The following is a 14,523-nucleotide window of genomic DNA, read 5'->3' as shown; positions in this document are numbered from 1 at the left end:
CCCACCCGAAACGATGGCTGGGGATGATTATGCCTGTCAGGCTTCGGTAGCCGGAGCCTTCTTGCCGAACTTGGCCTTGAGCAGGCCTACGATCGTCGGAATCAGCGACAGCACGAGAATCGCGATGATCACCAGTTCGAAGTGCTTCTGCACGGCCGGAATGCCGCCGAAGAAGTAGCCAAGCAGCGTGAACAGGGTGGACCAGCACAGGCCGCCGAGCACGGAGAACGGCGTGAACCGGCTCCAGCGCATGCCGGAAATACCGGAAATGAACGGCATGAACGTGCGGATGAACGGGAAGAAGCGGCCGAGGAACACGGCCAGCGGACCCCACTTGTCGATCATGGCTTCCGTCTTGGCGATGCGCTCCGGCGTCATGGCCTTGACCTTGCCGGATTCGATGATGCGGCGGCCGAAGAAATGGCCGATCCAGTAGTTGCACTGATCGCCGATGATCGGTGCGCACCAGACAACCGGCAGCAGTGCGAACAGCGGCAGGGCGGAGACGCCGGTCTTGGCGTCGGGTGCGGCGAAAAAGCCGGCTGCGAACAGCAGCGAGTCGCCTGGAAGGAAGGGGAAGAACACCACGCCCGTCTCGACGAAGACGATGAGGAAGATGAATCCAAGCGTCGGGGCGACGCCCATGGCGATCCAGCTGGCAATCGCGGTGCGCGGGTCCTTGAGCAGGTTGACGAAGAAGTTAATGATTCCCATGGAGTTCTCTCTGTGAGTTCTTGGACATACGGGTGTATGGACCAAGGCCAAAGCCTACCAGCGCGGCTCTAATACAACACTGTGGGCGGTGCGAAGGGTGGCAAATCTGCACAATCCGTCAATCTTCGCTTCGGTTCGGAGGGTCTCGAGGACGGAACCCTGATCGGCCAGAACCATGTTAGGGGTTTGTCTCTGTGTCTGTTCAATCTTTTCTGGTGTGCATCGAACCCGAAGCCGCCACAGTATTTTGGGACTTGATTTCATTGCGACATGTAGCGTATCGAAACGTTTGACATACCCTCTGTTTAGAGTTATGATTAGTGAAACGTTTCGACGAAACGATTCGATTACGGGAATCGAGGGTTTGTCGGGATATTGATATGGATTCGGCACGTTGCTGTGCTGAGGGATTTGAAGAACGGTGTCAAGAGCGCCGATGCCGAGGGAGGCGATGATGGTGGCAGGCATCAAAGATGTGGCCCGTGAGGCGGGGGTGTCCGTCAGCACCGTCTCATATGCGCTTTCCGGTAAGCGTTCGATTTCCACCAAGACGGCCGACAAGGTCATGGCGGCGGTGGAGAAGCTTGGGTACACCCCGGACGCCAGCGCTCGCAAGATGCGTGGTATACGGTCGCAGGTCATCGCATTGAGCGCACCGATTCGTGGCGATATCAATCAGGCTAAATATAACGCCTACTTTTTGCACACCGCGTGGGCTGCAAGGAATGCCGGCTATGATGTGCTGTTGCTGACCGGCCCGGATGCAGTGAATGACATCCGTCGCGTGACGCAAAGCAACTTGGTTGATGGCGTGGTACTACTTGACGTCGAACAGGATGATGAGCGTGCGGCTGCATCCGGCAACTTCTCCAAACCTTGTGTGGCCATTGGCTATCCGTCAGTGCATGAGGGCTGCGCCTGCATCGATATCGATTTCGCCGAAGCCGGTCGCAAGGCGGTTGATCTTCTATTCGACAAAGGTCATCGTAAGGTTGTGTTCCTGCGCAACAATGAGTCCGATTACGAGCGGAGCTCCGGGTATGTTGTGATCTTTCGCGAGAGCATGCTGGCGCGTGCAAAGGAACGTGGCATGACAGTTGTTGAATCCTCGCGATATGAGGATGACCGTTTCGACGCGACCCGTTTTGTGCGAGAGACCTTTGCTGATGAGAATCGTCCGACGGCGATAATCAATCAGGCCAACGCCAATGTGCTCAATCGGGTACTGCAGGAGTTATCGGGCGCTGGACTGTCGGTGCCGGAAGATATTTCGGTGCTGTCGTGCGGTACGTATTTCGACGGCGAATTGATGTCGCGGCCGATTACCGAGATGCCAGTCATGCCGGAGAAGCTGTGCTCACAGGCCATGGGACTCTTAGTTTCGGCAATTGAGGAAGGTGCCAAGATCAAGGGTGACGTCGAGCTTGAGGCTCCCGCAGTGAAACTCCGCGGTTCCGTTGCCGAGATAAGTCCCGGCGAAAGGGCACTGAAGGTGGCTTCACGGTAAAACGGCGAAGTCTTCGGTGTGAACAGCATAACTTCATAGGCACAATCGAAACGTTTCAATAATGACCGACGTCGACTGACAGCTGTAACGGCCCGTCTGAAGAGAGTCCCCATACACAGTGTCGAAACGTTTCAACAATCATATTTTTGGAGCGTTGCAAGGAAGGCGCCCCGGAAGGAAAATAAGGAGAAAAGAAATGAATATCAAAAGAGGACTGGCCACTATGGCCATCGCAGCACTGTCGCTGACCTCTCTCGCTGCATGCGGCAGTGATAATGCGCAGGACGAGGAGAAGCCGGACAGCCTGTCATTCTGGTATTACGAAGAGGATGATGCCGGCCAGACCCAAGCGTGGAAGCGTGCCGCGGAAGCCTTTGAAAAGGAAACCGGAGTCAAGATCAAGTTCGAACGCAAATCCTTCACACAGATTGCCCAGAACGGTAGCCAGTTCCTGAACTCCGACGAAGCGCCGGATCTTATGGAATCCAATCGTGGCAATGGTTCCGCTGGTGTGCTCTCCACCATGGGCCTGCTCACCGATCTCGGCGATTATGTCTCCCAGTATGGCTGGGACAAGAAGGTGACCGGTGCGAACGCGGCTGTTGCCAAGTACGATGAGAGCGGCATCATGGATGGCGATACTTGGTACGGCATGACCAGCTACGCCGAATTCCAACGTGTCTACTACAATAAGGACCTCTTTGCCAAGTACGGTCTTGAAATCCCAACCACTTACGATGAATTCGTGGACGTATGCCAGAAATTCGTCGATGCCGGCGTAACTCCAATCGCTGCCGACGCGCAGGAATACGGCGTGATGTGGCTGTGGTGGCAGCTTGTCTCCAAGAACGCCGACTCCAAGTTCATCGACAACTGGCAGTTGTATAAAAGCGATGTCGACTGGAATTCCAAGACTCTGACCTCCTCCGTCAACACCATCAACGAATGGCTCGACAAGGGCTTCATTTCCCGCAATGCGACCGGTATGAAGGCTGAAGACACTACGCAGGCCTTCATCAAGGGCGAGTATCCGATCTACCAGACCGGCACCTGGAACCAAGGTCGCTTCGTCAAGCAAATCACCTCCTTCGACTGGGACGCCGCCGTCATGCCGGAATCCAACTTCGCCATCGGCTGTGCCGGCAACCTGTTAGTGATTCCCGAAAAGTCGCATCATAAGGATCTGTCCGCCAAGTTCATCGACTATGTGCTCTCCGAAGACGTGCAGAACTTCCTCGGCAATGCGGGAGGCATTCCAGTCGCCGCCGATACCGACAAGATCACGGACGAAAAGAGCAAGGCCATGATTGAGGAGTACGCATCCTACGCTGACGAGGGCAAGCTTAGCTACTATCCGGATTATGCGGCCTCCAACCTTACCGACGCAGTGCCTGCAGCCTTCCAGGAACTGGTCAACGGCACCAAGAAGCCAGCCGACGTGTTGAAGAACATCCACGAGAAGTATGACACCGGTGTCGAGGACATGGGTGTCAAGAACAACTAAGGCGCAATCAGGCCGGCGCATCGTTCGGTAACCAACCATCGGTGTGGCCCGTTTGCGGGCGGGCCACACCTGCAATACATCAATCTTCATCAAAAGGATCCTGTAATGTCGCACAAGACCAAGCGCGGAGGCATCTCGATGTCAAGGCTTCCCGGCAGCCGCTCCGCAAAATTCGTGCCGTATCTCATTCCGGGCCTACTCGGCCTGCTTATCATCGTTGTGATTCCGTTCGTATGGAACATCTATCTGAGCTTCACTCGCTGGCGCGGAGTGGGCCCGGTCAAGTGGGTGGGCCTGAAGAACTGGCAGCGACTGTTCTCCGACTCCACATTCTGGATTTCCTTTGCCAACTCGTTCTGGATTATCGTCGCCATAGTGGTCATTCCGACCATTCTCGGCCTGTTCATCTCCTCTTTGCTCACGGATGTGATTCAGAAGAAGTTCGGCGGCAAGATGGCTTCTTTCCTGCGCGCGCTGTTCTACCTTCCGCAATTACTGCCGGTCGCAGTCGCGGCGATCATCATGGGTTGGATTTTCCGCCCGGAAGACGGTGCGGTCAACGCCCTGCTTTCCAAACTTGGGTTGGGATTCCTGCAGCATAACTGGCTCGGCAGTCCCGATAGCGCACTGCCGGTGCTTATGTTCATCCTCGTGTGGATTCAGCTCGGCTATCCGATCGTCATCTTCATGTCCGGCCTGCAGCGAGTCGATCCCGAACTGTACGAAGCGGCAGGGCTCGACGGTGCCAACTGGTGGCAAAAATTCCGCGTGGTCACCCTGCCGTCCATCATCCCCGAATTGCTGGTGGTCATCCTCACAGCCACCATTGGTGCTCTGAAGACCTTCGCCCCGGTCTACCTGCTGACCAAAGGCGGCCCCGGCACCGCAACCACAGTGCCGTCGTACTACTCCTACAACCAATTCTTCCAGGTGCAGCAAGTCGGCTACGGTGCTGCGATCTCCACTGCGCTGACTGCGGTCATCATCGTGTTCTCCATCGTGTTCACGATCGTGCAGAAGCGCGTCGAAAAGGAACTCGTCTGAAAGCAAAGGTGGAACCATGACCCAAACAATGTCCGCGGCCGCCGCACGCAAGGCCTCAAAGAAAACGCAACATGTTCGCTCAACCGGAGACTGGATCACACTGATCCTGCTGATCGTGGCCGCTCTGCTGGTACTGTTCCCACTGCTGGTCTTGACCGTCAACGCATTCAAGACCTCCGCCGACTACAATGCCGCCGGCCCGCTCTCCCTACCGAAACACTTCACCATGGAAGGCATCGTTTCCTTCTGGACCACCACGAAGTTCCCACTCAAATTCTGGAACAGCCTCGTCATCTCGCTGGTTGTTGCCGTCGCTGCCGTGGTGTTGTCCGTGCTCAACTCCTTCGCGCTGGGCATTGGCAAAGTCAAAGGCAACACGTGGATCGTACTGGCCATCATGCTCGCCAACATGATGCCGCAGGAAGCGCTGCTCTACCCGCTGTACACCATGTTCAAGCAGGTTGGCCTATATAACACCAAACTGGCGATCATCATCATCTTCACCATCATCCAAAGCGCTTACGGAACGTATCTGCTTTCCTCTGTGTACGGCACGTTCCCGCAGGCCATTCTGGAAGCGGCGGCGATTGACGGCGCCTCCAGATGGCAGATTCTGCGCAAGGTGGTATTGCCCATCTCTTGGTCGACCATCAGCGTGCTGTTCGTGTTCTTCTTCGTGTGGACTTGGAATGAATACATGATTCCGATGGCCTTCCTCATGGGCGATGACGTGCAGACCATTCCACTGGCACTTGCCACCCTGCAGGGGCAGCGTACAATGGAGGCGACCACATTGGCTTCGGCATCGTTGCTGAGCATCATCCCGACCATCATCTTCTTCATCATCTTCCAACGTAAGCTGTCGCAGGGCATCACCGCTGGTGCGGTCAAGTAAGGCGATAGCCGCAGGAAACATAACTGGCGCACCATATGCAGAAGGGTCTCAATGCAGTTGATAACGGCATGTGATGCGCCAACCCCTCCAAAGGAGCAATCATGATAGATCCGACCACTATCGGCTTCGGTGCCGCAGGCTTCGGACACAACGCATTGGATGCGTTGGCGCTCGCCACGAACCATGGCCGCACCCGCTGCGTGAACGCGGAGAATCCGACCGGCGGCAAAGGTACGGCCGCGACTGCAGCCAGCAAACTCGGCCCCTCACGCAAGGGCAGCCCCTGCATCCAGACCGTCAAGGCCGGCGAATCCGTAACGCTGATGGACGTCGACGGCCCCGGTGTGATCCGCCATATCTGGATGACGGTAACCGACCGAACGTCGCCTACCGGCCCGAACGTGCTGCGTAATCTCATTCTCGAATGCTATTGGGACGGTGAGGAATCGCCCTCCGTGCAATGCCCGATCGGCGACTTCTTCTGTTGCGGCCACGCGCAGGCCTGCCGCATCAACTCCATTCCGATCATGGTGGTGCCCAATCGTGGTTTCAACTGCTACTTCGCCATGCCGTTCGAACATGCGCGCATCGTGTTGCGCAACGATCATAACGAGGATGTACCGGCCTTCTTCTACCAGATCGACTACACCGAATACGACGGGCTGCCGGCTGATGCGATGCGCTTCCATGCGCAGTGGCGGCGCGAGCGGGTCACGGAACTTGCGCGCGACTATGTGGTGCTCGACGGCGTGCACGGCCGCGGCGCCTACGTCGGCACCTATCTGGCGCTGACCGCGCTCGAAAGCCGTTGGTGGGGCGAGGGCGAGTTCAAGATGTATATCGATGGCGACGACCGGTACCCGACCTGGTGCAGCACCGGTGCGGAGGACTATTTCGGCGGCGCATGGAGCTTCGCCGACTTCGATGGGAACGGCCATATGAGCGAACGGACGTTCACCGGCCCATATCTAGGGTTCCCGTTCTATTCGCAGCAACTCGCCGCGAATCGTGAGAGCGCCTATTGGGACATCAATACGCCGGTGACGCGCGGTCTGTACCGTTGGCACATTCCCGATCCGATTTATTTCGATTCCGACCTGCGTGTTGAATGGCAGCAGATCGGCACCGAAGAGGCCGGCAATTTCGAACGCCAGGACGATGTCGCCTCGGTGGCCTACTGGTATCAGCTTGAGCCCCATGCGCCGTTCGCGCCGATTGGCGATCGGCACTTCCGCCAGCCGCGGTGATTGGTGGCGGGAGTCTCCGTGTTCCTGAGCGGTGTAAATGCCACTGAAACCATTGTGACCGAAACGGACGGTTCCTCCGTTGTCTTCTCCGCCCGCAAGACGGGTGGTATAAGGTTCTTCAGCTCCGACGGACGTACATTCGCTGTGTGACTTGGATTCGGGAGATTGTGATCGTTCCAGAGGGCTGGGCGGTGTTGTCATAGCGGAATTCTTGGATTGAAGCCGCGCCAAGTGACTTTGGCGCGGCTTCCTATGTTTGGTTATGCGCTAATGTTCTTACTAGAAAGCCGCTAAGCGAGGCTGAACGTCGTTTCGGCTTAACAAATCCAGTTCATCCGTCCGGAACTACGTTGAGTGAGTGGTTGTAGGGGGATGGCGAAGCCGTCGACAAGGTCTGTGACTAGAATCATCCAACGGATGGGAGCCCTGACCGGTTTTTCGAGCATGGTTATTGGATGGAAGCACTGGGCATTGAATAGTCTGGCTTTTCCCGTGGCGTATTCGGGTCGCCGCTGGCGCGCTGGAACGCCCGCAGGTAGAGTAGCGATTTGGCGTAGGCTAGCCATGCGAAGCCGAGCAGGACGAACAGGAATCGCAGGTATGGCGTGAACGCAAAGATCGCGCCTGCAGCTACGTCGATGGCAAGGATGCCGAGCGTGTATCCGAAACAGGCCCAAGGCATCATGAAGGAGTTGCGTAGCGTCCGCCGGAAGGTGTTCTCGTAGCGTGCCTGAAGCGGATAGTAGTACTCGAAAGTCAGGAATGTGAGCACCCCAAAAATGATGAGAATCGGTAGTGCTACGTAAGCGGCGTTGGTGTCAAGCGCGTTCCAGAATACGGTGGCGAATACAATTGCGGCGATCAGCGTCACGAAGATGACGGAGGAACCGACGCCTCGCTTGAATTCACCTTTGAAACGTTTGATGTATTCACGACCGAGGTTAATGTCGTTGTTGTCGCTGAAGGCAAACACCGTGCTATATAGGGCGGCTCTGGCCGGCCCGATGGTTACGATTGGGATGATAGAGATTAGGAAGAACAGATTCAGGATGAAATACCGTAGGCAGAGCGAGATAAACTGCCATACGGGGCTATTGGGGTTGTAGTGCATTAGACCTCCGTTTTCGTTGATATTTCAAGCATACCCGCCGTTAGGCACGCTGAATTGACAAGTTAGTAAGACGAATATACTATAGCTCCTAACAGCTTATTTATTAAACAATAAATAAGAAGGTTACCAGATGGAATGACATCGAGGAAGTGTTGCGTTCCTGAAGGGGGTCCATCGGATGCATCGCCGAACCAAAGGAGGAATGATGCAGTCGCAAGAGGGAATGGAGAGCGTGGTGACATCTGCTGATGGCAGTAGTGCAGGCGCTGTGACGCTTTCCGATAAAAAAAATGCGGAGAGCGGCACGCAAGGCCGAAAAGCTGAGTAAGCAACAAAGCGACAGGAGGCGCCATGGGTTCAAGTTGTTCCTATTGATTTCGCCGTTTTTGATTCTGTCCGTGCTGTTCAGCTACCTCCCGCTGTTCGGCTGGATTTATGCATTCTATGACTACCAACCGCCGATTCCGCTGTCGCAGAGCGAATTCGTCGGTTTGCAGTGGTTCAAGATGATGGTGCAGAACCCGGCACAGCTTCAAACCATTGGTCAGGTGCTCATCAACACTTTCGCCATGTCCGGCCTGAACATCCTCACCTCGTTCTTCCCGCTATTCTTCGCCATCGCGTTGAATGAGATCCGCGCCAAGTGGTTCAGGAACCTCATTCAGACGCTGACCACGCTGCCGAACTTCATCTCCTGGGTTCTGGTCTACGCAGTGGCCTTCGCCATGTTCTCCACTACTGGTATGTTCAACGAGCTGCTGCAGAACCTGCACATCATCAGTGAGCCGATCAAGTTTCTTGATTCCGACTCGCATACTTGGCTGAAGATGCTGCTGTGGGGCCTGTGGAAGGGGCTCGGCTGGGGCTCCATCATGTACCTCGCGGGCATCGCGGGCATCGATCCGGAGCTGTATGAGGCCGCTCAGGTGGACGGTGCGAACCGCTTCCAGCAGATCATCCACGTCACCATCCCGCAACTGCTGCCGACCTACTTCGTGTTGCTGATGCTGTCGATCTCCAACTTCCTGAACAACGGCATGGACCAGTACTTCGTGTTCCAGAACGCCTTCAATACCAAGCACATCCAAGTTCTTGACCTGTATGTGTACAACGTCGGTATGGGCAACAACTCCCTATCGTATGCAACCGCAATTTCCATGCTGAAGTCGCTAGTCAGCGTCGGCCTGTTGATTGTTGTGAACTGGCTGTCCAAGCGTACCCGCGGCGTGTCAATCGTCTGATGAGGAAAGAGTAAGGAAGCAATCATGGCAAAGAAAATCAAGCAGGGCATTGCGCCGGCTATGAGGCGCACCAAGGGTGAAGAAGTCTACAATGTCTTCAACATTATCTTCTTCCTTGCGTTCGCGTTCGTCTGCGTTTACCCGTTCTACTACCTGATCATCAACTCGATTTCCAGCAACAACGCCTCCGCAGCGGGTCAAGTCAACTGGTGGCCGCAAGGCATCCATTGGGAAAACTATAAGCAGGTCTTCGCGCTGAGTGGCCTGACCACCTCGGCCTTTATCTCCGTGGCCCGTACCGTCATCGGCACTGTGCTCACCGTGATTGCCAGTGCGTTCCTCGGCTTCATGTTCACCCAGGAGAAGATGTGGCACCGTAAGTTCTGGTACCGCTTCATCGTGATCACCATGTACTTCAACGCAGGCCTGATCCCGATGTTCATCACCATGAAGAACCTGCATCTGACCAACAACTTCTGGGTCTATATCTTGCCGGCCATTGTTCAGCCGTTCAATATCATCCTGGTCAAGACATTCGTCGAGTCCATCCCCTCCTCCCTGCAGGAAGCAGCCGAAATGGACGGTGCTGGCACCCTGACGATCTTCTGGAAGATCGTTTTGCCAATGATGGCCCCGATTCTGGCGACCGTCGGCATTTTCTCCGCCGTCGGCCAGTGGAACTCCTTCCAGGACACCTTGATCTACATGACGGATTCCAAGCTCTACTCGTTGCAGTACGTGCTCTATACCTACATCAACCAAGCGAATGCACTGGCCGCCTCGGTGAGAGCAAGCGCAGGCAGCGCCATGAACGTGGCGGCCCTCGCAACACAGCAGACGCCTACCTCGATTCGTATGACAGTCTCCGTGATTGTAGTGCTCCCGATCCTATTCGTATATCCGTTCTTCCAGCGCTTCTTCGTCAAGGGCATGATGCTCGGAGCTGTCAAGGGCTGATTCGTAACGGACCAATACTCCTCATAACCATCGTGGGGCCGGATAGACCTGTCAGTCGAACCGTCCCCGCAATCTCAATCCCTATCCCTGCAAATCAAAGGAAATAGAGAAAGGAAGGACGCAATGTCCCTCAAAAAGAAGGTAACCATTGCCGCGGCAGTGACGCTTGCGGCAATGATGTCGCTCTCCGCCTGCGGAGGATCCGGCAGCACCACCGCCGCCGAAAAGGATGACAACTCTCTGATGACCGTTGAGGTCTTCGATGGTCTGGCGAACTATCAGGGTGAGCAAAAAGGCTGGTTCGCCAAGATCATCAAGGATAAGTTCAATATTAAGCTCAACATCGTGGCCCCGAACGTTGCCGGCGGTGGCAGCACGCTGTTCGATACCCGTGCGGCCGCGGGCAATCTGGGCGACATCGTGATTTACGGCTACGATACCGGTAAAGGCGCCAAGCTTGTCAAGTCCGGTCTAATTGAGGATATGACCCCGTATCTCAAGGGCATGAAGTACATCAACAAGTACAAGGATGCCACTGATTACGTCAACGAGCAGATCGGTCAGAAGTCCGGTGTGTGGGGCATTCCGGCGTCCGTAGTCGACACCCTGACCCCCGATCAGCCGTCCGAAGGCCTCGAGCCGACCTTCGGTCCGTACCTACGTTGGGATTTGTACAAGGAAATCGGCTACCCGGAAATCGACACTCTCGAGGATCTCATCCCGGTGCTCAAGCAGATGCAGGACAAGGCTCGCGAAGAGTCCGGCTCCGATGACATCTATGCCATGTCCCTGTTCAAGGACTGGGATGGCAACATGATGAATAACGCCAAGCAGCCGACCTGCTTCTATGGCTATGATGAAGTCGGCTTCGTACTGGCCAAGGGTGACGGTTCCGACTTCGAATCCATCACCAAGAAGAACGGCATCTACGAGCGCGTGATCAAGTTCTTCAATGCCGCCAACCGTGCCGGTATCGTCGATCCGGAATCCACCACCCAGAACTACGACACCATGAACTCCAAGTACAAGAACGGCAAGGTGCTCTTCTCCTTCTGGCCGTGGCTTGGACAGGCGGCCTACAACACCAATGCCAATAAGGCCGAGGGTAAGGGCTTCATGCTGGCTCCGCTCAAGGATATGAAGATCTTCTCATACGGCGCCGCTCCTCGTGGCGACAAGACTATGATTGCTCTGGGCTCCAAAGCTAAGAACAAGCAACGTCTGGTCAAGTTCATCAATTGGCTGTACTCTCCGGAAGGTGTCTATGATTCCTCCAACCAGACCGGCGGCGCCGCTGGTCCGAAGGGTCTGAATTGGGAGATCAAGGACGGCAAGCCGGTTCTGACCGAATTCGGTTCCTCGGTACTCTCCGGCGAATCCAAGAATGTGCCGGAAGAGTGGGGCGGTGGCTCCTACTCCGACGGTATCTCCGCTCTGAACTTCACCACTGTGACCGTGAACGACATCGATCCAGATACTGGCTACACCTATAACCCGGTCATGTGGCCAAGTGAGATCGAGAAGGCCAACCAGAACCCGTTGAACAAGGACTGGCAGGAGCATATGGGTGCCTCCACCACCATGGAATACTTGGAGAACAATGACATGTTGCTCGTCGGTGCGGGTTCCAGTTATGTCCAGCCGGAGGAGAATTCCCAGATCTCAACGCTACGTGGTTCCATCAAGACCGAGATCGTCAACTCTTCTTGGAAGGCGTCCTTCGCCAGCTCCGAGTCCGAATGCGAAAAGATCTTCAACGAGATGGTCAAGACCGTCAATGGCCTGGACATCGACTCCGTGCTGAAGGTCGACATGAAGAACGCCAAGGATCAGGACAAGGCCCGTAAGAACATTCTGAAGGAGTATCAGAACAAGGAGAAGTCCTCCGGCTCCGATTCCTCCGAGTGATGAGGCGTTAGTCCCCATCACGCAATCCAAATAACAAAAAGAGGCGGGGCGCCAGATGTGCTGAACCGGTATCTGGCGCCCCGCCTTTCTTTACCTGCCAGCCCGTCAATCCGACCGTTTATATGAACCGAGCGCTACTACAACGCCGTATGACACAAAGGAATCAAAGTTGATTTTCCAAAAGTACTCACGCATTGTTTTCGTAGGTGATTCCATCACGGACGCCGACCGCGACCGTACTGCTATCCCCGGAGGCTGGGGTTATGGGCATGGGTATGTCAACACATTGCATAATCTTCTTACGGCCGTATATCCGGATAAGGCATTGTGCACCATCAATGAAGGCATCAACGGCAACGATATCGTCGACATGTCTGAACGCTGGCAGAGTGACGTCATCGACATGAATCCGGACTATGTGTCCATCATGATCGGAGTGAATGACGCCTGGCGTTATTTCGACGGTCCGCTGTGGCAGGCTCGCCTCAACACCGTGGAAACTTACGAGCGTATCTATGACGAGCTTATTGAACGCGTGAAACAGGGTGCGCCGAATCTTAAGGGGGTCATCGTCATGCGTCCGTTCATGTTCGAGCCGAACCCACAGGATGCCATGCGCGCCAAGGTTGAGGAATTCGCGGCTGCGTCCAAGCGCGTGGCCGAACGCCATGGCGCGATTTTCGTCGATACGCAGGCGGCCGCGGATCATTGGCTCACCCAGCTGCACGGATGCTTGGCCAGCCAAGATCGTGTGCATCCGTACGAGCGCGGCGCGATGATCATTGCCCGTGCATGGTGTCAGGCCGTGGGCTTCGATTGGAACAGGACTACGTTTGATGATTGATATGAACACCGTCGAGGCGGTCATCGCCTCCGGTCCCTATGCCGACACCTGGGAGTCGTTGAGCCAGGCTCCGACCCCGGCATGGTTCAACGACGCCAAATTCGGCATCTTCACGCATTGGGGGCTCTACACCGTTCCCGAATACCGCAATGAATGGTATTCGCGCAACATGTACATCGAGGGATACCCGGAGTTCGAGCACCACGTGAGCGCCTATGGCCCGCAGAACAGGTTCGGGTACAAGGATTTCATCCCGATGTTCACCGCCGAACGGTTCGACGCGGACGAGTGGCTCGATCTGTTCGCCGCCGCCGGCGCGCGCTACTACTTCCCGGTTTCCGAACACCATGACGGCTACCAGATGTACCGTAGCGAACTGTCGCATTGGAACACCTTCGAAACCGGTCCGCACCGCGACGTGCTGGGGGAGCTGCGCGACGCCACGTGCGCCCACGGACTGCATTTCGCCACCTCGAACCATCGCGCCGAACATTGGTGGTTCATGGGCCATGGCAAGGACTTCGACTCCGATATCAAGGAGCCGTTGCAGAAGGGCGATTTCTATTGGCCGGCCATGCCCGAACCGAACGAATTCGACATTCACAGCACTCCCGCGCCGAGTGCCGAATATCTGGAGGATTGGCTGCTGCGCGTCTGCGAGATCATCGACAACTACCGGCCGGAACTGCTGTATTTCGATTGGTGGGTGCAGCACGAGTCGTTCAAGCCGTACATGAGGAAGCTGGTCGCCTTCTACTACAACCGCGGCGTACAGTGGGGCCGGAACGTTTCGATCTGCTACAAGTATGACGGTCTCGCCTGGGGCGCGGGCATCGTCGATGTGGAGCGCGGCGGCTTCGCCGATGCGACGCCGTTCGCCTGGCAGACGGATACCGCAATCGCCCGCAATTCGTGGTGCTATACGAATTCGTTGGATTACAAGACGCTCGCCGAGCTGATCGTCTCGTTGATCGATGCGGTGTCGAAGAACGGCAATCTGCTGCTGAATGTCGGCCCGCGTGCGGACGGTTCGATCGCCGACCACGATCGTGAGCTGTTGCTCGGCATCGGTGATTGGCTGCGTGCGAACGGCGAGGGCATCTACGGCACCCGTCCATGGAGACTTACGCAGGAAGGCCCGACGAAGCAGGCCGAGGGCATGTTCGCCGATCAGCAACCGACTGCATGGACGGCCGCCGATTGGCGATTTACTACGAAAAACGGTGCGATCTACGCCTTCTGCCTGAATCCCGACGATATCGCGGATAATCATGAAACATCTTGTGAAACACTTACGATGTCGACATTCGCCGCGTATCACGACGGCATCAAACCGCCGTTCAACGGCATCGTCGCATCAGTGGAGCAGCTTGGGGCGGGATCTGTGCGGTTCCGCCGCGGCGACGAAGCCTTGGAGATTTCTCCGTTGCCGAGGGAACCCGACCAGAAGGGGCTGCCGATCGGGTTCAAGATAACCGTCGGCTGATGGGAAGAACAGCATAACGACCACCCACAGTCAGACCAGCGACTGAAGGAAACGAAGAAGGAAGA

The 14,523-nt window shown here is 55.9% G+C and carries 13 protein-coding genes; 11 read left to right on the top strand and 2 right to left on the bottom strand.

Annotated features, from left to right (window positions below; genetic code table 11):
* Positions 1-36 precede the first annotated feature (36 nt).
* The gene (locus BMOU_RS02950) at positions 37-714 is read right to left on the bottom strand and encodes a DedA family protein (RefSeq protein ID WP_034874730.1); all 678 of its coding nucleotides are present in this window, start codon (positions 712-714) and stop codon (positions 37-39) included.
* A 436-nt stretch (positions 715-1,150) separates the two neighbouring features.
* Here BMOU_RS02950 and BMOU_RS02945 point away from each other — a divergent pair, with 436 nt between their 5' ends.
* The 5 genes from BMOU_RS02945 (at position 1,151) to BMOU_RS02925 (ending at position 6,911) form a co-directional block, all read left to right on the top strand.
* The gene (locus BMOU_RS02945) at positions 1,151-2,221 is read left to right on the top strand and encodes a LacI family DNA-binding transcriptional regulator (protein ID WP_051428871.1); all 1,071 of its coding nucleotides are present in this window, start codon (positions 1,151-1,153) and stop codon (positions 2,219-2,221) included.
* A gap of 196 nt (positions 2,222-2,417) precedes the next feature.
* Positions 2,418-3,725, top strand: coding sequence for an ABC transporter substrate-binding protein (locus tag BMOU_RS02940; RefSeq protein WP_034874728.1), 1,308 nt, complete (start codon positions 2,418-2,420; stop codon positions 3,723-3,725).
* 105 nt (positions 3,726-3,830) lie between these two features.
* Positions 3,831-4,769, top strand: coding sequence for a carbohydrate ABC transporter permease (locus BMOU_RS02935; protein ID WP_034874726.1), 939 nt, complete (start codon positions 3,831-3,833; stop codon positions 4,767-4,769).
* Positions 4,770-4,785: 16 nt separating this feature from the next.
* Positions 4,786-5,664, top strand: a complete 879-nt coding sequence (locus tag BMOU_RS02930) for a carbohydrate ABC transporter permease (protein WP_034874725.1) — start codon at positions 4,786-4,788, stop codon at positions 5,662-5,664.
* A 101-nt stretch (positions 5,665-5,765) separates the two neighbouring features.
* A complete protein-coding gene (locus BMOU_RS02925; protein ID WP_034874723.1) occupies positions 5,766-6,911 on the top strand; it encodes a glycoside hydrolase family 172 protein in 1,146 nt (381 codons plus the stop codon).
* Positions 6,912-7,359: 448 nt separating this feature from the next.
* On the opposite strand, the gene BMOU_RS02920 is transcribed toward BMOU_RS02925, so the two are convergent.
* A complete protein-coding gene (locus BMOU_RS02920) occupies positions 7,360-8,022 on the bottom strand; it encodes a YesL family protein (protein ID WP_034874721.1) in 663 nt (220 codons plus the stop codon).
* 202 nt (positions 8,023-8,224) lie between these two features.
* Between BMOU_RS02920 and BMOU_RS11680 the strand changes: the two genes are divergently transcribed.
* From BMOU_RS11680 to BMOU_RS02895, 6 genes are all read left to right on the top strand, one after another.
* The gene (locus tag BMOU_RS11680) at positions 8,225-8,350 is read left to right on the top strand and encodes a hypothetical protein (RefSeq protein ID WP_268744937.1); all 126 of its coding nucleotides are present in this window, start codon (positions 8,225-8,227) and stop codon (positions 8,348-8,350) included.
* Between the two features lie 43 nt (positions 8,351-8,393).
* Complete coding sequence (locus tag BMOU_RS02915; RefSeq protein ID WP_235143674.1) at positions 8,394-9,263, top strand: ABC transporter permease; 870 nt, start codon at positions 8,394-8,396, stop codon at positions 9,261-9,263.
* Between the two features lie 24 nt (positions 9,264-9,287).
* Positions 9,288-10,220 carry a carbohydrate ABC transporter permease gene (locus BMOU_RS02910; protein ID WP_034874719.1) on the top strand — a complete coding sequence of 311 codons (933 nt, stop codon included), beginning with the start codon at positions 9,288-9,290 and terminating at the stop codon, positions 10,218-10,220.
* Positions 10,221-10,343: 123 nt separating this feature from the next.
* Complete coding sequence (locus tag BMOU_RS02905) at positions 10,344-12,128, top strand: type 2 periplasmic-binding domain-containing protein (RefSeq protein ID WP_034874717.1); 1,785 nt, start codon at positions 10,344-10,346, stop codon at positions 12,126-12,128.
* 169 nt (positions 12,129-12,297) lie between these two features.
* Positions 12,298-12,972, top strand: coding sequence for an SGNH/GDSL hydrolase family protein (locus BMOU_RS02900; protein ID WP_034874715.1), 675 nt, complete (start codon positions 12,298-12,300; stop codon positions 12,970-12,972).
* A complete protein-coding gene (locus BMOU_RS02895) occupies positions 12,965-14,458 on the top strand; it encodes an alpha-L-fucosidase (RefSeq protein WP_034874713.1) in 1,494 nt (497 codons plus the stop codon). The genes BMOU_RS02900 and BMOU_RS02895 overlap by 8 nt, the downstream gene beginning before the upstream one ends.
* Positions 14,459-14,523 lie beyond the last annotated feature (65 nt).

It is taken from the genome of Bifidobacterium moukalabense DSM 27321 (assembly GCF_000522505.1).
GTDB classification, from domain to species: domain Bacteria; phylum Actinomycetota; class Actinomycetes; order Actinomycetales; family Bifidobacteriaceae; genus Bifidobacterium; species Bifidobacterium moukalabense.
The sequence above is the reverse complement of the archived record's forward strand: the minus strand, read 5'-3'. Positions and strand labels throughout refer to the sequence as shown.